This window comes from Olivibacter domesticus (assembly GCF_900109575.1).
In the GTDB taxonomy this organism is placed as follows: domain Bacteria; phylum Bacteroidota; class Bacteroidia; order Sphingobacteriales; family Sphingobacteriaceae; genus Olivibacter; species Olivibacter domesticus.
Genome location: NZ_FOAF01000001.1, coordinates 2,443,211 through 2,465,563, shown reverse-complemented (window position 1 = coordinate 2,465,563; position 22,353 = coordinate 2,443,211). Strand labels below are relative to the sequence as shown.

General features: G+C 41.4%; 17 protein-coding genes and 1 tRNA gene. 16 read left to right on the top strand and 2 right to left on the bottom strand.

What is annotated here, in order from left to right:
• On the top strand, positions 1-1,322 hold a 1,322-nt coding region (locus BMY50_RS10670; protein WP_093323369.1), incomplete at its 5' end, for a protein-disulfide reductase DsbD family protein.
• Between the two features lie 215 nt (positions 1,323-1,537).
• Here the strand turns inward: BMY50_RS10670 and BMY50_RS10665 are convergent.
• A complete protein-coding gene (locus BMY50_RS10665) occupies positions 1,538-3,592 on the bottom strand; it encodes a M13 family metallopeptidase (protein WP_093323367.1) in 2,055 nt (684 codons plus the stop codon).
• 317 nt (positions 3,593-3,909) lie between these two features.
• Between BMY50_RS10665 and BMY50_RS10655 the strand changes: the two genes are divergently transcribed.
• From BMY50_RS10655 to BMY50_RS10630, 6 genes are all read left to right on the top strand, one after another.
• Positions 3,910-4,563 (top strand): TetR/AcrR family transcriptional regulator, encoded by a 654-nt coding sequence (locus tag BMY50_RS10655; protein ID WP_093323361.1) that lies wholly within the window; start codon positions 3,910-3,912, stop codon positions 4,561-4,563.
• 32 nt (positions 4,564-4,595) lie between these two features.
• On the top strand, positions 4,596-5,960 hold the full coding sequence (locus BMY50_RS10650) for a TolC family protein (protein WP_093323358.1): 1,365 nt from the start codon (positions 4,596-4,598) through the stop codon (positions 5,958-5,960).
• A 4-nt stretch (positions 5,961-5,964) separates the two neighbouring features.
• Positions 5,965-7,011 carry an efflux RND transporter periplasmic adaptor subunit gene (locus tag BMY50_RS10645; RefSeq protein ID WP_093323355.1) on the top strand — a complete coding sequence of 349 codons (1,047 nt, stop codon included), beginning with the start codon at positions 5,965-5,967 and terminating at the stop codon, positions 7,009-7,011.
• 149 nt (positions 7,012-7,160) lie between these two features.
• Positions 7,161-10,226, top strand: a complete 3,066-nt coding sequence (locus BMY50_RS10640; RefSeq protein ID WP_093323352.1) for an efflux RND transporter permease subunit — start codon at positions 7,161-7,163, stop codon at positions 10,224-10,226.
• The gene (locus BMY50_RS10635; RefSeq protein ID WP_238383718.1) at positions 10,226-11,368 is read left to right on the top strand and encodes a glycerate kinase; all 1,143 of its coding nucleotides are present in this window, start codon (positions 10,226-10,228) and stop codon (positions 11,366-11,368) included. Before BMY50_RS10640 ends, BMY50_RS10635 begins: the two co-directional genes overlap by 1 nt.
• A 90-nt stretch (positions 11,369-11,458) precedes the next feature.
• Positions 11,459-11,532, top strand: a tRNA-Pro gene (locus BMY50_RS10630).
• 257 nt (positions 11,533-11,789) lie between these two features.
• Here BMY50_RS10630 and BMY50_RS10625 read toward each other — a convergent pair.
• A complete protein-coding gene (locus BMY50_RS10625) occupies positions 11,790-12,140 on the bottom strand; it encodes a winged helix-turn-helix transcriptional regulator (RefSeq protein WP_093323349.1) in 351 nt (116 codons plus the stop codon).
• Between the two features lie 94 nt (positions 12,141-12,234).
• Here BMY50_RS10625 and BMY50_RS10620 point away from each other — a divergent pair, with 94 nt between their 5' ends.
• The 9 genes from BMY50_RS10620 to BMY50_RS10575 all read left to right on the top strand — a co-directional run bounded on the left by BMY50_RS10620 (position 12,235) and on the right by BMY50_RS10575 (position 22,349).
• Entirely contained in the window at positions 12,235-13,023 is a 789-nt protein-coding gene (locus BMY50_RS10620) for an SDR family oxidoreductase (RefSeq protein WP_093323347.1), read from the top strand.
• Positions 13,024-13,246: 223 nt separating this feature from the next.
• Entirely contained in the window at positions 13,247-13,432 is a 186-nt protein-coding gene (locus BMY50_RS10615) for a hypothetical protein (RefSeq protein WP_093323344.1), read from the top strand.
• A gap of 336 nt (positions 13,433-13,768) precedes the next feature.
• Complete coding sequence (locus BMY50_RS27930) at positions 13,769-14,296, top strand: GNAT family N-acetyltransferase (protein WP_139202246.1); 528 nt, start codon at positions 13,769-13,771, stop codon at positions 14,294-14,296.
• A 368-nt stretch (positions 14,297-14,664) separates the two neighbouring features.
• A complete protein-coding gene (locus BMY50_RS10600; RefSeq protein ID WP_093323340.1) occupies positions 14,665-15,066 on the top strand; it encodes an ester cyclase in 402 nt (133 codons plus the stop codon).
• 309 nt (positions 15,067-15,375) lie between these two features.
• On the top strand, positions 15,376-17,784 hold the full coding sequence (locus tag BMY50_RS10595; protein WP_093323338.1) for a TonB-dependent receptor domain-containing protein: 2,409 nt from the start codon (positions 15,376-15,378) through the stop codon (positions 17,782-17,784).
• An 86-nt stretch (positions 17,785-17,870) separates the two neighbouring features.
• A complete protein-coding gene (locus BMY50_RS10590) occupies positions 17,871-18,545 on the top strand; it encodes a response regulator transcription factor (protein ID WP_093323335.1) in 675 nt (224 codons plus the stop codon).
• Positions 18,542-19,582, top strand: coding sequence for a sensor histidine kinase (locus BMY50_RS10585; protein ID WP_093323821.1), 1,041 nt, complete (start codon positions 18,542-18,544; stop codon positions 19,580-19,582). Before BMY50_RS10590 ends, BMY50_RS10585 begins: the two co-directional genes overlap by 4 nt.
• Positions 19,583-19,639: 57 nt before the next feature.
• Positions 19,640-20,389, top strand: coding sequence for a phosphatase PAP2 family protein (locus tag BMY50_RS10580; RefSeq protein WP_093323333.1), 750 nt, complete (start codon positions 19,640-19,642; stop codon positions 20,387-20,389).
• Between the two features lie 10 nt (positions 20,390-20,399).
• Positions 20,400-22,349 carry an LTA synthase family protein gene (locus tag BMY50_RS10575; RefSeq protein WP_093323331.1) on the top strand — a complete coding sequence of 650 codons (1,950 nt, stop codon included), beginning with the start codon at positions 20,400-20,402 and terminating at the stop codon, positions 22,347-22,349.
• The last annotated feature ends 4 nt before the right edge of the window (positions 22,350-22,353 follow it).

Below are 22,353 nucleotides of genomic sequence, written 5' to 3'. Positions count from 1 at the left end.
GGGCCAGGGCCATTGGACAGGCAACCATCTATGGTTTATCCATTATTATCATTTACGTCGCCCTGGGCATGCTGGTCACCATCTTCTTCGGCTCAGATGCGCTCAATGCCCTCTCTACCAATGGTGTCTTCAACTTCCTGTTCTTTTTATTACTGGTAGCCTTTGGAGCCTCCTTTCTGGGAGCCTTTGAGATCACCCTGCCCAGTTCATTTGTCAATAAGATCGACGCCAAATCTGATCAGGGAGGGCTCATAGGGATCTTTTTTATGGCTTTCAGCCTTGCCCTGGTGTCTTTCTCCTGTACAGGTCCGCTGATAGGGACCCTGCTGGTCGACGCCGCCTCCAAGGGAGACCGTCTCGGCCCGGCTATCGGCATGTTCGGTTTCTCGCTGGCCCTGGCTATTCCCTTTGCCCTCTTTGCTCTGTTTCCATCCCTGCTCAACTCGCTCCCCAAATCCGGTGGCTGGCTCAACAGTGTAAAAGTGGTGCTCGGCTTTCTGGAGCTTGCCTTTGCCCTTAAGTTCTTATCCAATGTGGACCTGGCCTATCACTGGGACTGGCTGGACCGGGAGGTGTTTTTGGCCCTCTGGATCGTTATCTTCGGTTTAATGGGGCTGTACCTGCTGGGCAAATTAAGGTTTGCACACGACAGTGAACCGGCCCATCTTTCCGTACCGCGCACCTTCTTTGCCATCATTGTCCTTTCATTTGTCGTTTACCTGGTTCCCGGTATGTGGGGGGCTCCCCTGAAATCGGTCAGTGCCTTCCTGCCGCCCAGTGCCACGCAGGACTTTGACCTGAGCACCGGTATAACCGTCCCTTCTACGGCTGCCCACGGCAGTTCGGTAAAGAAGAAATATGCCGAAATTTTTCACGAACGCGGTACCCCGAAAGGATTTGATCCTTACTACGATTACCAGCAGGCCCTGGAGGTTTCAAGAGAGCTCAAAAAACCTGTACTGATCGATTTTACCGGCTGGAACTGTGTGAACTGCCGTAAAATGGAAGCCAATGTATGGACCGAACCCAGGGTGAGGGAACTGTTGAACAATGAATTTGTGATGGCCGAGCTTTTTGTAGACGATAAGACGGCACTTCCCGAAGAGGAACAGTATGTTTCCACCTACAGCAAAAAGAAGATAAACACCATTGGTAAAAAATGGAGCGATTTCCAGGCCGCTACATTCAATAGCAACTCACAGCCCTTATATGTGATTGTAGATGGACAGGGAAAGGTACTGGTGCCGCCACAGGGAGCTGATTATGATCCCCAAAATTATATAGACTTTTTACAGAGCGGGATAAAGGCATTTAACAAATAGATTGTTATTGCTTATTATCAGTGTTCAGTAATATAGTATAAAAAGAAAAGGTATTAGATTTTTAAATCTAATACCTTTTTTCTATGTTGTTTAAATAGTTGAGTAGTTGAATAGTCGAATTGTTGAGTGGTTAAGAAGTTTAGTTGTTGAATGGTATTGCTTTACACCAGAGGAGTAATCATCATATTTACTCACAACTAATAACCAATAATCAACTACCATACCCTCACACGTTCATTTTCAGCTTTGTAAAGCTTATTACCCTCTTTCACATCAAAAGCTTTGTACCATGCATCCATGTTTACGATCGGTCCAACTGTTCTTGCATCAGCAGGTGAGTGCGGGTCCACTGTAATAAGCTGTGCGGCAGTTTCAGGGGTCGTATTCATGCGCCATACCTGCGCCCAAGATAAAAAGAATCGTTGATCAGGTGTTAAGCCATCAATCTTTTCATCCGATTGCCCTTGAGGGGTCTTCTTAAAGGCAGCATAGGCCATTGCCAAGCCACCGAGATCAGCTAAATTTTCTCCTAAAGTCAGCTTTCCCTTCACATGTAAGGTGTCCAAAACGGTATAGCCACTGTATTGGTTAACCACTTTGTCTGCCAGCTTCTTAAAATTGTCGGCATCCTCTTTTGTCCACCAATCCTTTAAGTTTCCATCAGCAGCATATTGCCTGCCTTGGTCATCAAACCCATGTGTCATTTCATGACCAATAACTGCTCCAATGCCCCCATAGTTTACAGCATCATCAGCAGCGAAGTCAAAGAAAGGAAACTGTAAGATACCAGCAGGAAAAGCAATTTCATTGTTTACCGGATTATAATATGCATTTACCGTAGGAGGAGTCATACCCCAACGTGTTTTATCAACCGGTTTACCCAGCTGAGCCACCATGTCATTATAGTCCCAGGTTTTGGCTCTTCTTATGTTTCCGAAGTAGTCATCACGCTTAATTTCCAAATCGTTATAGGTTTTCCATTTATCGGGGTAGCCAATTTTTGGTGTAAATGCACGAAGCTTTTCAATGGCTTTCTTTTTAGTAGTTTCACTCATCCAGTCGAGTGTTTTGATACGCTCTTCATATGTTTCGGAGAGATTTTTCACCAGCTCTACCATTCTTTTTTTAGCTTCGGGTTTAAAATATTTGGCAACATATAACTGCCCCAGTAAATCACCAATATTTTCATCAATCACGTTAAAGCTACGTTGCCAACGTGGCGTAATTTCCTTCTGGCCTGTCAGCGCTTGCGTAAAAGCAAAACTTGCCTCTATAAATGGTGTACTTAATATAGGAGCGGCATTTTTCAGTACATTCCATTGTAGGTATGTTTTCCACTGATCAATTTTTTCATCAGTTAATAGAGAAGCAGTATTTTTGAAAAAATCGGGATTATTTATAATAACGCTATCTGCGCCTTTAATTTTCAAAATGTTATATGTCTCCTGCCAGTTGAGTTGAGGGGCAGACTTCTCTAGAGCTGCTAGTGTCAGTTTGTTATATGTTTTATAGGGATCCCGCATTTCCTCCCGGCTCCATTGAGCTTTTGCCAATGCACTTTCAATTTCCCAAATTTGTTCAAACTTTTTTACAGCTAGCGCGTCATCAGAGCCGGCCAATGTAAAAAGTTTCTGTACATAAGTTTCATAAGCCTGCTTAATATCGCGATTGCGCGTATTATTAACCAAGTAATAATCGCGGTCTGGCAATGTGAGTCCGCCTTGACCGAACTGAGCAATGTTAGCTGCCGTGTTTTTTTCGTCCTGATCTATATTGAATCGATATAAAGGAGAACCAATACCTACAGTATGTTGAAAACCAATTTCACCTACAATATCTTTTATAGTTGAAATATCATTTATTCTTGCCAGGTCCGCTTTAATTGGTTCATCCCCCCGAGCATCTATTTGTGTGCTGTCCATGGCGCTTGCAAAGAAATCACCAACACGTTGTTCTGGGCTACCAGCTTTCGCTTCTTTGTTATTTACAACCTCTTCAAGAATACTTTTTACGGCCTTTGCATTAAAATCCCGTAATTGATTGAAACTACCCCATCGTGTTTCTTTTGCTGGTACAGGATTGTTTTTTAACCAAACACCACTGGCATAATGAAAAAAATCATCACCTGGCTTAACGGTCGTGTCCATATTGGCCGGGTCAATCAATTTTTCAGGAGTATTGCTGAGGGTGGTTCCTTTTTCGGATTGCGTGCAACCTTGGAAAGTCATCACCGCAATTCCACAATACAATAAAGGGAAATAATACTTCATGTGCGTTAAAATTAATTGTTGTAAAAATTTGGCAAATTGAATTAATTAATTAAAAATAAATAATGTTATTAATAATAGTCCAAATGTTTGTTGCTTTTTAGAATCGTTGACTGCTTTAAAAACGAAGGTAAAATTTTTAAGTTTTAATTGAGAAGCAAAAGATGTAACAATTTCAGGAGAAGGTAAGTGCCAAGATATAAGTATCAAAACGCAATTATCAAATTTCAAGCGCCAAGCTGCCATAAAAAGATAAAAAAATTTGCAAATATTAACACTGTTAACTATGTTTGCAGTGTTATTAGATTATAGGTGAAAAAATGGGTATAAAAGAACGTAAAGAAAGGCATAAAGAAGATTTAAGACAACGCATATTAGATGCGGCTAAAGTATTATTTTTAAAAGAAGGTTACGATGCTACTTCTATTAGAAAAATCGCATCTGCTATAGAGTTTAGCCCGACCACTATTTACCTCTATTATAAAGACAAGAATGATATTATATATGCCTTGCAAAAAGAAGGTTTTAAATTGCTGCGTACAAAATTTTCTGCCCTAAGTAATGTCGAAAATCCTTTTGAGCGATTAAAGGCTATGGGGCGTACCTATTTGCAATTCTCGATAGAAAATAGAGAATTTTATGAATTGATGTTCGTTATGAAGGAACCGCTTGAGTTTTTAGAAAACGTTTGCGGGGAAGGAGAGGAAGAGCAATGGGACGAGGGAGTTGAAGCTTTCAGTTTTTTAGTACATACAATTGCTGATTGCCAGCAAGCTGGTTATTTTGGAGGCCATGATACAAGGATGTTTTCATTACTAATATGGTCTACAGTACATGGTTTAAGCACCTTGAATATGCATGGACATATTACACACGTGGTAGAAAAGCATTTAGTAGAACTTCAAGATGGAGGACAGATTCTAGAAGCCGCTTTTAATAACTATATCAAATTTTTAGAACAACTAAAAAGTTAAATTTTTTTATTCATTAAATAACACTGTTAATAATGAAAACACCGTTTATTTTTATATTGCTTTCATTCCTGTGTTTTCCTTTTTTACTAAAAGGACAGACAAGCATATTAGAAGGTTATATAGACGAGGGAATGCAGCATAACCTAGTCTTGAAGCGGAAGAATATTTCGCTAGATAAAGCACTTTTAGCGCTAAAGACAGCCAAAAGCATGTATCAACCAAGTGTTGCATTACAAGCTTCTTACAGTACAGCTACCGGCGGACGTAGTATTTCATTGCCATTGGGTGATTTAATGAACCCTGTATATGCTACTTTAAACCAACTAACTAATTCGCAGAACTTTCCCATGCTGGAAAATGAATCCATCAATTTCCTGCCTAAAAACTACTACGATGCCAGAGTGCGAACAACGGTACCTATTATAAATACCGATATTATCTATAATAGAAAGATTAATGAGCAGCAAGTTACCCTGCAGGAGTTCGAAGTACAGACTTACGAAAGAGAGCTCATAAAGAATATTAAGTCTGCATATTTTAATTTTTTAAATGCGCAGCAAGCCGTTAAAATATATCAATCGGCTTTACGATTAGCTGAAGAATCAAAACGAGTTAATGAGCGTTTATTGGAAAGTGGTAAAGGGCTTCATGCCTATGTATTGCGGTCTAACAGTGAGATAGAACAAGTAAGGGCACAGGTTACGCAGGCCGCTCAACAGCAAGTTAATGCGCGACTATATTTTAATTCCTTACTTAATAGAGACGGAGAAACTGCTATCGACACTGCTTATAACGCAGACGACGCGCTGAATAGGGCAACTGTCCTGCTTCAATCAGATCCTGAGATTAGTGGTAGAGAAGAATTAAAATCATTGCAGCAGGTGATACATATCAATGAAAACATCATAAAAATGAATAAGAAATTCTCCATTCCTAAAATCAGCGGTTTTTTAGACCTCGGGTCGCAGGCCGAGCAGATGCGTTTTAATGATCAGTCGAGGTATGCTATGGTGGGGCTGCAGTTCGATCTCCCGATTTACAGTGGAAATAGAAATCGCATAAAGGTAAAACAATCACAATTGGAGTTAGCGGATGCTTCTCTCAATCGAGCATATATTGAAAAACAGCTGCAAGTTAGTTCCAATGTGGCAAAAAATAATCTATTGGCCTCGTGGCAAACATACCAGTCTTCCCTAAAACAACTGGAGTCGGCCGCTGCTTATCAGCGGCTAATTGATAAAGGCTATAAAGCAGGAACCAATACGTATATAGAAACCATTGATGCGCGCAATCAGCTAACTAGTGCACAGTTAGCCACCCTTGTAAACAAATATAATGTGCTGCTAGCTTCCGCCGAGCTAGAGAGAGAAACAGCAGCTTATCCATTAAAAAAATAATGTCATGAATAGAATTAGTTTATTATGTCTACTACTGCCTTTCCTGATAGCTTCTTGCGGAAGTTCAGAGAGCCGGTCGACCGAAGGGTTAAAAGAAGATACTATTCCGGTAAAGCTACTGGCTTTATCTCCGCATTCATCCGGACAAGAGGTAAGAACTTCCGGTGTATTTACGACTGATAACGAGGCAATCGTATCTTTTAAAAATGGAGGAGTAATTAATAGGGTTTATGTAAAAGAAGGCGATGCTGTAAAAGCGGGTCAACTGTTAGCTACATTGAATCCAACTGAGGTGGATGCCTCTGTCATGCAAGCTAAGTTATCAGAAGAAAAGGCTAAACGTGATTTTAAGCGGGCACAGCAACTGTACAAAGATAGTGTTGTTACTTTGGAGCAATTCCAAAACGCTGAAACAGCATTACGCATAGCACAAGAGCAGCTTCGTTCGGCTAATTACAACCTGAACCAAACAGAAATTAGAGCAAGTGCTAGTGGCTTCGTTTTAAGACGTTTAGTGAACGATGGACAGGTCGTTGGGCCAGGCACAGCAGTATTACAACTGAATAAGACTGGTGGTAGTGATTGGCAATTAAAGGTAGGGGTGAGTGATAAGCAATGGGCGGCTATTTCCCTTGGTGATTCGGCCATTGTTACCTCTGATGTGATAAATAAAGCCATACCAGCCATCGTTTATAAAAAGTCTGAAGGGATAGACCCTTCTTCCGGTGTTTTTACCATTATGTTAAAGCTTACTTCAGGTAGTGATGGGCTGAAAATTGGTGCCGGGATGTTTGCACAGGCCATTATTAGATCTAAACAACAAACAGAAGGCTGGCAAATTCCATACGATGCTATTTTAGATGGAGACGCTGGTAAAGCCTTTGTTTTTATTACAGATGATGGTAAGACAGCTAAACGTATAGAGATATCGGTGGATGCAGTGCAGCAGGACAAAGTGTTAGTCTCGGCAGGACTGGAAAATGCTCGTTCACTCATCATTTCGGGAAGTGCTTATTTAACCGATGGCTCACCAATAAAGGTAGTAGATTAGGTATATGGTTAAATTGTTGAGTCGTTGTTTAGTTGTTAATGGTCTTGTAGCCTTGTGTTTGTAGCGAATTAATTAACGAAATAAACGAAGTACCAATTACAATTATCAAGAGCCGGTAGCAAAACGCTAAAGGCTGAAAGCTAAAAAAAATGAATATTTCATCATACGCAATAAAGAACAATCAGTTTACCTTGATAATGGTCGTCATGGTCATAGTGGTTGGAATAAGCACGATGTTAAGCATGCCGAGATCAGAAGATCCCGAAATGCGATCGCCCATGTTTCCGGTAGTAGTGGTATATCCAGGCACCAGTCCGAAAGATATGGAGGAGCTGGTAGTAAAACCCATGGAGACCAAAATATATGGGTTGGACGATATTAAACGCATTAAAACTACTATTTTAAACGGTTTGGCTGTATTAACAGTAGAATATAAATATGAGAGTGATTACGATAGTAAATACCAAGAGCTCGTTCGAGAGATCGGTGGTTTGCGCCCGCAGCTTCCTCAAGATATTTACAATATTGACATTCAGAAAATAGAACCAAGTGGCGTCAATGTGGTGCAGCTTGCACTTATATCACAGAATGCTTCACGTAAGGCTTTAAAAAAAGCAGCTGAAGATTTACAAGATGAGTTAGAAAAAATCCCCTCGTTAAAGGATGTTGAAATTAGCGGCTTGCCCGATCAATTGGTACGTGTAGATGTCCATTCCGATAGGTTAGCGCAGATGCATATCCCCTTAAAAACAGTAATGGATGCTATACAAAGTGAAGCAGCTAATATTCCCGGGGGAAGTGTGCTGGGGGGAGGTAAGTCTTTCAGTGTTAAAACCAGTGGTAACTATCAGAGTGTAGATGAAATAAAAAACACCATTGTTTTTAGCAGCGAAGGTAAAAACGTTTTGCTACGCGATATTGCCGAAGTATATCCAGATTTTGCTCCGGATGATCATGTTACCCGTTTAAATGGCTATCGTTGTTTATTAGTTAATGCTGCTCAGAAATCAGGTGAAAATATCAGTAAAACACAAGACGCATATCTGCCGGTGATAGAAAAATTTAAGCAGCACTTACCGAAAAATATGGACTTAGTGCTACATTTTGATCAGGCAGAAAATGTAAACCATCGTTTAAGTGGTTTAGGGATTGACTTTTTGATTGCAGTATCGTTGGTGCTTATTACCCTTTTGCCTTTAGGAAATCGGGCTTCCTTAGTGGTGATGATTGCGATCCCCTTATCGTTATCTATCGGACTAGTGTTGCTCAATATTTTTGGTTTCAGTCTCAATCAATTAAGTATTGTGGGTTTTGTAGTGGCATTGGGTTTACTGGTTGACGACAGTATTGTGGTGGTAGAGAATATTGAGCGATGGTTAAGAGAAGGACATTCAAAACTCGATGCCGCAATAAAGGGAACAGGTCAGATAGCAATGGCTGTTTTAGGATGTACAGCTACCTTGATTATCGCATTTATGCCGCTTATGTTTATGCCGGAAGCCTCGGGTGATTTTATACGCAGCCTTCCTGTGGCCGTTATAAGTAGCGTTATAGCATCCATGATTATTGCGCTTACGGTAGTTCCATTTCTATCCAGTCGACTACTCAAGGCACATGAAAATCCTGAAGGGAATGCTGTATTGCGAGGTTTTCAGCGTGTCATCCACGGCACCTATTCGGTATTATTGGATAAGGCGTTAAAAAAACCCTGGATGGCTATTTTAGTTGCAGCCATTATTTTTGTTGCCTCATTGGGGTTGATACCGGTTATCGGTTTTAGTTTATTCCCAGCCTCTGAGAAACCACAATTTTTAATTGATATTTCTGCGCCACAGCAAGCAAGTATCTTCTATACCGATAGCATTACCAAACAAATTGAAAAAGAGTTAGCCGCCATTCCAGAAGTGAAGTATTATACGGCTAATGTAGGCAAAGGAAACCCACGTATCTATTACAACGTAGCCCAACAAAACCAGCGTACAGATTTTGCAGAGATTTTTGTACAGCTGAAAGAAGATGTAAAGTCAGATAAAAAAAGTGTTATAATAGAAAATTTGCGAAATAAATGGACCCCGTATCCTGGAGCTAAAGTAGAAGTAAAAGATTTTGAGCAGGGAGCACCCATCATCTCACCGGTAGAAATACGCTTGTTTGGTGAAAACTTGGATACACTGCGTAATCTGGCAGCAGAAGCAGAGCAATTGCTCAAGGGAACAAAAGGCACTATTTACGTGAATAATCCTGTTAAAAACTATAAAACAGATATCCGTTTATCTATTAATAAGGATAAGGCTGTAAGTTTGGGCGTTCCGAGTGTCACTATAGATCAGACGGTAAGAATGGCACTGGCAGGTGTTGACCTAGCTACCTATAGCGATCCGGCTTCAGACAATGATGATTATCGCGTAAGACTGAGTGTACCACGCCAAGCTTATCCAGACCTATCGGTATTGAACAACCTTTATGTCAATAATGTGCAAGGCACTGCCATTCCGCTTAAACAGTTAGCGAACCTGACATTCGAATCTTCTCCTGTCAGTATTAACCACATCAATAAAATTCGGACGGTGTCGGTGAATGCTTTTGTGAAGAAAGGATTTTTAAATGATCGGGTAATTAATGACGTCATAGAAAAGATGGACGCTAAAAAACTTCCAGCGGGATATCATTATGAGATGGGCGGAGAGGTAGAGAGTAGGCAAGAATCTTTTGGCGGTTTCGGTACCGTTATTATGGTCACCGTTTTCCTATTTATTGCCGTGTTAGTACTCGAATTTAAGACCTTTAAAAGCACCCTTATTGTGTTATCAGTGATACCATTGGGAATAGTAGGGGCAGTGCTCGCTTTGCTGGTGACGGGAAATTCCTTATCTTTTGTGGCGACAATTGGCATTATAGCGTTAGCCGGAATAGAAGTGAAAAACACTATATTGCTGGTAGATTTTACAAACCAGCTAAGACGCGAAGGTACAGAATTGAACGAGGCGATAGAAAAGGCAGGGGAAATTCGCTTTTTGCCGATAATCCTTACCACTTTGACCGCGATAGGGGGGCTCCTGCCAATAGCGTGGTCGAGCAATCCGCTTATTTCGCCTTTGGCGATTGTGATGATTGGAGGGTTGATCAGTTCCACTTTGTTGTCGCGTATTGTGACACCTGTAGTTTACAAATTGATGCCTCCGAAGATTGAGGTAGAAGAGCAAGAAAAAGCGTAATGATACAAATATTGATCGCCCCTAATGCATTTAAAAATAGCCTACCTGCCGATAAAGTAGCGGAGGCAATAGCAGCGGGCCTAACTAGTAGTAAACTACATTGTACCATCGTAACCCTTCCGATAGGTGATGGCGGTGATGGTACCATGGACCTTCTTCGTGCCTATTTGGAACTAGAAGTAGTTTCCGTGAAAAGCAGCGACGCTTTAGGAAGATCAATTGAAAGTACATACGGTTACAGATCATTAACACATACGGCGTTTATTGAGATGGCCGATACTGCTGGTATACGACTTTTGAAAGAAGGGGAATTAAATCCTATGAACACCAGTTCGATGGGTACAGGGAAAGTAATGCTTGAAGCTTTAAATAAAGGCGCAAGGCATATCGTATTAGGAGTAGGAGGGTCGGCAACAGTAGATGGAGGCTGCGGTATAATGGCTGCCTTAGGTGCAAAATTTAAAAATAATAAGGGCGAGATATTAGGTTTGTCACCAGAAAGCTTGCAAGAAGTAGAAGAAGTAGACTTGTCGGGTTTAGATGAACGAGTGAAATATTGCAAAATTACGGTGTTGAGTGATGTTAAAAATAAATTATTAGGTGTCAACGGTGCTGCTTTTGTGTTTGGCCCTCAGAAAGGCGCTACGGCCGATCAAGTGGAGCTGTTAGATGATTTTTTAGAACGCTTAAATTGTAGATGGATTACTGATTTAGGTAAAGATGCTTCCAAATTGCTTGGAGGAAGTGCTGCCGGCGGTGTTGCTGCAGGACTGTGGGCGATGGCTGATGCCGACTTAGTAAGCGGTATCGATTATTTTTTGGAAGCTGCTGCCTTTGAACAGAAACTGAATAATATCGATTTAGTCATTACGGGAGAGGGGGCCTTAGACGAACAGACATTAGAGGGGAAGGGCCCATACGGTGTAGCGGTAAAGGCGAAAGAGAGAGGCATGCCTGTAATTGGTATAGCAGGTAAAGTTCCATTAGAATATAACGAACAGCTGGCGCAATATTTTGATGAAATAATTCCAATAAACCATATGGCTGCCTCTTTTTCAGAACTGAAGGGCAGCACCTATGAAAATTTAGTGCGTACAGGTAAGCTTATAGGTGATCTATTATATATTGGGAAAAAACTATAAAATAAATTTCACTTATTTAAAAACAAATTCTATATTTGCACTCCGTTTACAGAAGTACTTTACTAAAGTAAGCAAAAAAAGATACCAGTTCGGGGTGTAGCGTAGCCCGGTATCGCGCCACATTTGGGATGTGGAGGTCGTAGGTTCGAATCCTGCCACCCCGACAGACAAAAAGCTCTTGCGAAAGCAAGGGCTTTTGTTGTTTTAGGGCGAGCCAAGCTTGCTTGAGCGAGCGTGTAAAACAACAAAAGGCAGCGCACGTAGTGCGGCTTTTTGTCTGTCATCCCCCCTACAGGATCACCGAGTGAAACGAGGTAATCCTGCCACCCCGACTTGATCGAACAAAGTGGAAAAAGTTCCATTTTGTCCTGTTTCATTTCACCAAGGTAGATCATCGATGTCTGGTTTAATGAAAAAAATCTTATACTTTTTCCTGGAGCTTTTTACGATGGTTTTTGCCCCATTTTTCCAATGGAGCTGCTACCTCTTCTGTAGTCAAACAGTAGTCGGTAATAGCGTATTCGATTCTGACAGGGTAATCGTTTATCACCGTTCTGCTAATCAGTAAATTTTGCTCCAGGTGCTTTAACTCTTTAGACAATACACGATTGGTAATTCCAGGGATAGATCCAGCAATATCGTTGAATCGCTTGTTACCACTATAAATGGAAAGTATAATCGGTAACTTCCATTTGCCACCCAATACAAACATGGTATCCTGTATGGCTTTTATCTTTTCTTTAAAATCTCTTTTCTTGTTATTTTGTGCCATCCCAGTATTAAAAATGAATTAAGTATCCTTTAGGATACAAGTATCAAATATATACTTTTTGGGATATATTTTTGAAGCTTAGAAAATAAGAGATATGAAAACAATCTTTATTACAGGGGCTTCGTCAGGTATTGGTAAAGCAACTGCAAAATTATTTCAAGCTAAAGGCTGGAAGGTGGTAGCAACCATGAGAACACCAGAAAAGGAAACCGAGTTGACTGCATTAGATAATGTAATTATCCTTCCTTTAGACGTAACCAAGGATGATCAAATTCAGTCAACGGTCCAATCGGCAATTTCCTTAGGCGATATTGATGTTGTATTAAATAATGCCGGTCATGGCTTATTCGGTCCTGTGGAAGCTGTTAACGAGCAACAAATATTAAAACAAGTTAACACAAATTTTTTAGGTCCATTAAAGATTATTCAGGCGTTCATACCCTATTTTAGGGAAAAGAAAGGTGGATTATTTATCAACACTACCTCCATGGCAGGGCTTACGGGTTTTCCCTTAAGCAATGTTTACAATGCTACCAAATGGGCGTTAGAAGGTTTAAGCGAATGTTTGTCTATTGAATTGTCGATGTTTGGCATAGGCGTCAAAACCGTTTCTCCTGATGCAACGAAAACCAATTTATTTACATCCGCAGACGTCGTTTCACATCCTTTGTACGATAACGTGATTCAGAAGATGATTGGCGGGATACAGCAATCTGGCGAATCTATTGATATTGCAGAAGTTATTTTCATTGCAGCAACTGACGGAAAGGATACACTTCGCTATCCTGCAGGTGGAAAAGCACAGCAAATTTATGCTAGGCGTCTTGAGATTGGACCGGAGGCTTCGAGGATTGAAACTACCAAATGGTTCTTGGGTTTGTAAAATTGCCTGAGCTTCTAATGAATGTTGCACCCAGCAAGTGTCAAAATAAGTTCGACAATTATTTATACTGCAAATTGCTTCTTTTTCACTCAAAAAGTAAGAACCTATCGTCTTAAAGCAGGTACAACCGGGCAGATTAACTTGCCCGGTTGTACCTGCTTTAAGATATGCGCTATCCGTGAGCCGTTTTATGCTTTGACCCTTTGGTAGATATAGCAAGGTCGTGGAAAAAGATTTAACAAAAGAGACGCCGTCCTTCTTCAATCCGGAATCTATTAACGAATTTTATAAAATGCCATTGGAGATTGATAAAGCCGCTAATCCGATACGAAGTTATTCGGAATCCGTGTTTCATGATGTTCAGGAGGCCGATATACTAGTTATCGGTACGCCCATGCACAAAATATAATAAACAATGAAAGAATTCGCACTAATTTTCAGACAAAAGGATATTTCGGATTTCCAGCCATCGCCCGAGCAAATAGAGGAACGAATGAATTTGTTAGCAAGGACAGGGCTTAGGTAGGCTCAAGGCAGGGCTAAGCGTTCTGGCTAAAAATACCGAAAATAGACCAGAAACGCACGAAGAATCAGTCAGAGTATTAACCCACTCTCTCCCACACTGCTTCGACTGGCGCTCCACCGTCTTCCGTATCTGCTGATTACCTGAGCAATACCTGCTCCGATATTCCTTCGAGGGTTCTCCCACTGTTCTTCGACTGTTCTTCGACAACCCTTCGAGTCGTTGTCGAAGAACAGTCGAAGCGCTGTCGAAGACTTGTCGAACAGTTGTCGAAGGAATAATAGAGCAGTCTGGGAGCAGGTACCCATCGGGTACCTACGAGTGTCGGAAAGCTGTCGAACCTTAGTCGAAGCCTGCTCGAAGCGGAGAAATCTCAAAGCAATAACCTTAAAACAGATTCTTTCTTTAGATAGGGAGACTTCAAGTGAAAATAGAAGCATTCTATTGGATAAATATCTTCATGATAGTATGATGTACCTAGAAGACGAAACTGTTATCGGGTATTATTTACCCAGTCTAGGCGATGGTTTAATTATAGCTAAAACACCAGCCGCTAGACTGGCCCTAACCAAATTACATTTAAGGAAACAGGACTGCTTGATTTTTCCTCAAGACAATATCAATTTGGTAAATTTTCTATCCGACAATGGGCATACGGCAACATCCTCAACCAAAAGAATGCGACTCGGAGCCTCCCTTCCACTAAAGATGAAGAATATATACAATCGGATTGGTGGGAATTTGGGGTAGATTTATTAAATCGATTGGTGACGCGTATGCGGAATATGGGTTTCAAATCCTTGCGACGTTTGCGGGTGGTCATTCCGCCAACCTGACAGACAAAAGCTTTTGGTCTGTCATTTCCCTTTCACAGGATCACCGAGTGAAACGAGGTAATCCTGCCGCGGCCGAGTTATACGGAATATAGCTAATCAGCTCAAAAAGAGAGTTATTAAACTACAGACTTGAGAGAGCGAGTAGTGGTGTGTATATTTGATCCGTCTTCAAAAAGGTTAGCTACCAAAATTAAACACAAATATGGACAGACAGCTATATAACAAGACCATAAAAGTAGATGGAATAAACATTTTTTATAGGGAAGCAGGTGATAGTAGAAAATGAGAAGCCAGTTGGAACATATTGCTCGTCAGTGGATTTCGTTATGGTGTAGCCCAGTTAATTGGGCATTATTTGATGAACTCCATGCCGATCATTTTGAGGACTGTTCCTCAGCAGGGAGGTCCAATACAAAAGCAGGGTTCGCCTCAGGTCTCAGGGAGATGATACATGCCTTTCCCGATTTGATAACAACTGTTGAGGATTTGGTAATTGACGAACAGCAAGCTCGGGTTGCTGTTCGCTGGCGGGCTCAAGGGACCAATAAATCCATTTTTTTAGGGCATGGACCAACGAATAAGAGATCGGTCATTACCGGAATCGAAATCATCGAGGTGGCAGATAACCAGATTGTTAGGCGTTGGGGCGAATGGGATATATCGTTATTTAATAGCAGCGTTTAACATAAAATATAAAACACATGTTACTCATCTCGTAGACTATAAACAAAGCCACTTCAAGTTTTTCAATGTGGAAGTGAGCTGCTCTGATGCCACCTGAACGCGGGTAATGCGCAAGCTTTCTTCTAACCGTACAATCAACCTAAGGCCTTCATCGCGGCCCCATTGATTAAGAAAAACACTGGTATCTGTTCCAAATGCGGGAGAAAAATCCTAGCCTTTAATGATATCAAGAGATGCCGCAACTAGAGATCAGAATTTCTACAGATTCCATCTACACCTTTGCTGAGAGACGTACTAAACTTCCATTTTATGAAGTCGATTATCCTGTTTGGAATCTATTTAGCATTCGCAATCAAATTATATAGTCAAGAAAAAAAAGTTACCCTTTCTGGCAATGTTATAGATGCTGTTACCCAAACAGGTCTGGCATTTGCCAACATAACACTAAAAACTGAAGAAGAAAGCAGATTTGTTACGGGCACGATTACCAAGGAAGACGGTACTTTTACTTTATCAGACGTAGCCAGCGGGAATTATATATTGGAAATCAGTTTAATTGGTTACGAGTCAAAAACTCAAAATGAAGCTGTAGGTCAATTAAGCGAATTTCTTGATCTGGGAACTGTGACCTTAATCCCCGATACAAGACAGTTGGAGGAAGTGACGGTTACCGATAGGCAGGATGCTATTTCGATGCAGATGGACCGTAAAGTATTTAAGGTAACTGATAACATTACGCAGGCAGGTGGTTCTTTGTTGGAGGCGATGCGTAACCTTCCCGGTATCACGATGGGAGATGATGGGAAAGTGCAACTGCGCGGAAGCGATAAGGTTGTGGTATTGATTGACGGTAAGCAAACAGCCCTGACAGGCTTCGGCGGCCAGTCGGGGCTAGATAATATTCCAGCGTCTGCCGTTGAGCGGATAGAGGTGATCAATAATCCCTCTGCAAAGTTTGATGCCAACGGTAATGCAGGGATCGTGAACATCATCTACAAGAAAGAAAAGCAGGAAGGACTTAACGGAAAGGTTGGACTATCAACTGGATTGGGAGCACTTTGGATCAAAAAGGAGAATCTTCCGGGCATCCGACCGCAATATACCAATACGCCCAAAATAAATCCCTCCTTATCGCTGAATTACCGTAAAAAGAACATCAATGTATTTCTACAAGGGGATAACTTGTACACCCACACCTTGAACAAAAATGAGTTTGTAGATAGGGTTTATGATAATGGGGATATGGTAAGGCAGCAGACTAAGCGCAACCGGAATACCAATGTGGTCACCGGAAAGGGGGGGCTTGATTGGTATATAAATAGAAATAATACGCTGACCGTTTCAGGGCTTTTCAGCAGTGAAAAGATCATCGACCGTGGCGATGAACCTTTCTTTAACGGGGATCTATCAGAACAGCTTCGCCTTTGGCAATTTTTAGAAGATGAGTTGAAAACTACGGTAACGGTTTTTACAACTTGGCAGCATCGGTTCAAACAACCAGGTAGACTGTTGAATGTGGGACTGAACTATACGTTTCACCGGGAAGATGAGAAATATTTCTTTACTAACACCATGCCCTCCTTTACCGGTCAGGATGCCTTTAAACTAATTTCAGATGAACATGTTACCGATTTTACGCTCGATTATGTGCAACCCCTTCGATCCGGGCGGATTGAGGTAGGACTGAAATTCAGGAGGAGGGATATCCCAACCGACATGACTTTTTTGCCAGGATTGAACTCACCGCTTGATAGCACTGCCGGTGGATGGGCAGATTACCGTGAAACGATACCTGCACTTTACGGAAATTATATTTTTGAAAATAGATATTTCGAAATAGAAGCAGGGCTGCGTATGGAATACGTACGAGTGCAATATAATGTGAACCCTTACCATCCTACCTATAGGAGCGACGGATATGATTACATGCGGCCTTTTCCTAATCTGCGTTTGGGCTATAAGTTTAACCAACGGAATAAGTTGTCTGTTTTTTACAACCGCCGTGTTGATCGACCAAACGAGGTAGATATCCGTATTTTTCCTAAATATGATGACGCCGAGATCATTAAAGTGGGTAACCCCGGCCTGCGCCCCCAGTTTACCGACTCCTACGAACTGGGATACAACAGAAGCTGGAACAGCGGATCGGTTTATTCCGCGGTCTATCATAAAAGCATGGATGCAACCATTACCAGGATTGCCAGCACCGTACCGGGAAGCAACCTGATCTATAATATCTTCCAGAATGCGGGAAGAAGCTACAATACAGGTGTTGAGCTGGTGTTCAGTCAGGACGCCGCTAAATGGGCAACCTTCAATCTGAACCTCAACGGTTATAGAAACGTTATCAATGCCTTCACCGTGGTTAATAAATATCCTGTTGAAAACGTATTTACCGCTGATCGTCAGGATATGCTCTCGGGTAATGTGAAACTAAATACAATGTTTCATCTGCCACGTCAATTCGATCTGCAGTTTACGGCGATCTACTTGGCACCAGATATTGTGCCTCAAGGGAAGATATATGCCCGGTTTTCTATTGATGGAGGACTTAAAAAACCGATACAACAAGGTAAAGGTGAAATATTCCTGAATGCGACGGATATAGCTAATACATTGCGGATAAAAAGGGAAGTGAAAGGAGCGGGTTTTAACTATTTAAGTCGAGATTATTATGAAACCCAGGTTGTTCGTGTGGGGTATAGCTACAAATTTTAATCAAAGCGCAACTATTTGCGGAATGAAAGACTCAAATCAGATCACTATCTTTGAATATATGGAAATTAGATTCACCCATCGCTAATATGAAGATTCTCATTATCGAAGACGAACGGGAATTGGTAAATTCCATAACTGAATACCTATCGGGTGAACAATATCTTTGTGAGCTAGCTGCATCATATAACGAAGGAATGGATAAAATGAGCCAATACAGTTACGATTGCATTGTTCTGGACCTGATGCTACCGGATGGTAATGGATTAAAGATCCTAGAGGAGCTAAAACGTAGAGGTAAGGAGGACGGTGTAATTATTGTCTCCGCCAAGGATTCATTGGAGGATCGTCTGAAAGGACTTACCATCGGCGCTGATGATTATTTGTCTAAACCATTTCATCTTTCGGAGCTTGCGGCCAGGATATATGCAGTTATCCGCCGGCGTCAATTAGGAAGTCAGAACATTATCCATCAGGGAGAGATAACAATCGACGTACCTTCCAGAACGGTTGCCGTAAACGGACATGAGGTGGTACTGACACGTAGGGAGTTTGATCTGCTGGTATATTTTATTAGCAATAAGAATAAAGTGGTTTCCAAAAATGCGATAGCTGAACACCTTTCGGGCGATTTTGCAGATATGCTTGATAGTTATGATTTTATCTATGGGCATATAAAGAATCTTAAAAAGAAGTTAAGTGAATTTGGCGCAGATAACTACCTGAAAACGATTTATGGAGCAGGTTATAAATGGGAGGTATGAACAGACTATTGAACAGATCGCTAAAAAAGCTTCTGGTGTATGCTGCTATTGTACTTTGCTGCAGCATACCGGTATATTACTTTATATTCAGCACGCTCTTACAATATGAACTGAACGAACATAACATCATCCTGACGGAGAAGGCTGGACGTGAAGACAGCTATTTGATCATAGCTATGGTAACTATCCTGACGGTGCTTTTTTCCAGTTTACTGCTGGTTGGCCTGGTATTGTTGAACCGTAGGCTCTCGCGTAAACTCTGGCGGCCTTTTTATGATAGTCTTGCCAAAATCAAAGGATTTGATCTGAATCGGCACCAAACCGTTGATTTTGAGCCTACTGATATTGCGGAATTTGCAGAGCTGAATGCGAACCTCGATAAATTGATAACGAGTTCCATATCGGCCTACAGTCAGCAAAAGAAATTTACAGAAAATGCCAGCCATGAATTACAGACACCACTGGCCATTATGCAATCGAAGCTCGATCTTTTTCTTCAGGAAAAGAACCTCTCCCCGCATCAATACCAACTGATACGGGAGCTGAGTGCTGCTGTGGCACGTACCTCCCGCGTCAACAAAAACCTGTTGATGCTGGCAAAGATTGACAATAAGCAGTTTGAGCAGCAGGAAATGATTGATCTTAGCATGTTGTTAAAGGATATTATTGACTTACTCCGGGAGCATATAAACGACAAAAGTATAATCCTTGAGACCAATATAACGGACGGGATATCGATTACAGGGAACAAAGTACTGGTAGAGGTTTTATTGCAGAACCTACTTTTCAATGCTTATCGGCACAATTGGAACGGTGGCGAATTATTGATCCACTTGGATGCTACAGGAATTATCATTGCCAACTCGGGCAAAGAAGAGCTGGATACAACGCAACTCTTTAAACGCTTTGCTTCTACAAGCGGAGGTGGAACAGGGCTAGGACTGGCTATCGTTCAGGAAATCTGCACCAGCTTGGGCTGGTCGGTACGTTATGCTTTTGAAAACAGAAAGCATTATTTTTACGTGCACTTCACCTAAACCAGAATTTCTACAGAATTGGTATGGAGCTTTGCAGACACAAACAGCGGAGCGGCCATGTTTCTGAAACAGTGGAATCTTATAAAATTGATATTATGTGTGTCGGTATTTGGTGTATCTGAAACGTCGGCACAATGGAGACAATACGCGGTGGAGGAACATCGCATAGAAATGCTTCCGGTAGGGAAATCCTTTTACGAACAACAGCCTTTAAACTTTCGTGGTGGGCAGCTATATGCACCCATAAGTCTTATGCTGAGCGGTTTTTTGGCCAATTCGAACGGACCTGAATCATTGAAAATGGAAATCGTGGAAGAACGCAATGAACATTTTGCCAACTTCCATACGGGCATTGACAATTACCTGCAATATGCACCAATAGCTGCTGTGTACACCATGGATGCCTATGGTTATAAGGCAAAACATGATTTTGTCAATCGCTCAGCCATACTTTTCAAAGGTGAGCTGATGATGTCTGCTATTGTCTTTACGGCCAAATCATCATTCCATAATTTACGACCTGATGGGAGTACCTATAACTCATTTCCTTCAGGGCATACTGCACAGGCCTTTGCTGCTGCCACTTTTTTAGCCGAAGAGTACGGATCTACTTATAAATGGATGCCTTATGTAGCATACAGTGCCGCCACCTGCGTAGGTGGCATGCGTATGGCCAATAATAGACATTATATAAGTGATGTGCTGTTTGGAGCGGGGATTGGAATTTTGACCATGAAAGTTGCCTATTGGACCCACCGCTTTAAATGGGGAAAGAAAAGGTCATCTCACTCGGCTGATTACAATTGATTTATTATTTATGAAACATTTCTGTAGTAGGTACAGTATACTGTACGGTTTCATTATCCTTTTCCTTTTTCTTTCTTTTCTGGTAAGGACTGCTTTATTGATACAGTCATTTCCGGAAGCAGATCTATCTTTTGCCGATATATTTGCTATTTATGGCAAAGGTATAGTCTTCGATCTCGGGGTAGCTTTATTTTTTGTTCTGCCTTATACTATCTACTTACTGTCAATTTCAAAGACATGGAACAGCAGCTTCGCCAATAGAATCATTACCATTAGTGTTTTTGCATGCTGTGTATGTATCAGTATCTTTTCTTTTTTTGCTGAATTTACCTTTTGGAACGAATTCGAAAGTCGGTTTAACTTCATTGCGGTGGACTATCTTATCTACACCTATGAGGTTTTGCATAATATCAATGAATCCTATTCGTTACCTTGGCTGATAGGGGGGGTGCTAGCTATTACCGTTCTCTTGGTTTTTCTCTTCTCTAGGCTTGCAATTTTTGCGATTAGCTTCCGGGCTGATACTCCTTTCATAGTACGTTTGTTCCATAGCTTGTGTCTTCTACTTGTCACTGCAGTATATATCTTTTTTATTTCGAATCGCTGGGCGGAAAAAGGAACGAACCGCTATCAGCAGGAATTATCGAAAGCCGGAATTTATTCCTTTGTGGATGCTTTCAGAAATAATGAGCTTTCATATGTGGACTTTTATAGCTGTCATGATTCTCGTGAAGTGCTCGCTACACTGAGAACAGATATTAAAGAATCAAACAGCATTTTTATTGATAATGACTCCGGTATTGAGAGGCAGATTTTGAACGAGGAAACTGCGTACAAACCGAATGTAATTATGGTGACCATCGAAAGTATGAGCGCAGCATTCATGGAGCATTTCGGTAGTAAGAAGAACCTGACACCGATGATGGACCGTCTGGCCGACAGCAGCATGCTGTTCACAGATATGTACGCAACTGGTACTAGGACAGTACGTGGAATGGAAGCATTGACGTTATCAGTTCCACCCACACCAGGTAATAGTATCGTGAGGAGAAAAGATAATGAAGGACTGTTCAATGTTGGGACCGTATTTAGGCGAAAGGGGTATTATTGTACTTTCTTTTATGGCGGGGATGGCTATTTCGATAACATGAATAGCTATTTCAGCCACAACGGTTTTGATATAGTAGACCATGGAAGGAGTATTATTCCCGATGGTGAAGTCGTTACCGAACGGACCATTATTCCAGAAAATAACGTGCATTTTCAGAACGCTTGGGGTATATGTGACGAAGATCTTTTCGATGCAGTCATTAGACAGGCAGATCAGGAGTATAAATGGGGGCGACATTTTTACCATTTTATCATGAGCACCTCTAACCATAGGCCCTATACCTATCCGGAAAATAAAATTGATATACCATCGGGTTCGGGAAGAGAAGGGGCTGTCAAATATACCGACTATGCCATTGGCCAGTTTATGGCCAAGGCACGTCAGAAAGCGTGGTTTAGGAATACTATTTTTATATTTATTGCAGATCATTGTGCAAGCAGTGCAGGTAAGGAAGAAATAACTGTAAATAAATATCACATCCCTGCTTTAATTTATAATCTGCCAGGTACTGTCCCACAGCCGGTTTCAGCTCTTTGCTCACAGATAGACCTTTATCCAACGCTGTTTGGGTTATTGCACTGGAATTATCGGAGTAAATTTTTTGGTAAAAATGTATTCGATACCAACTATAAACCCAGAAGCTTTATCAGTACTTACCAGATTTTGGGTTTCTTAGAAGGCGATACATTGACGAGCTTGAGTCCGATCCGGAATATCCGTTCTTATAGACTTCTAAAAGACAACGGGGTGCAGCAAGCAATTCCAGTTGATAAAAAAGGAGAGGAGGCTGCCATTACCTATTATCAGGGAGCATACGACTTGTTCAAAGCTGGAAAGATGAGGCAATAGTGAA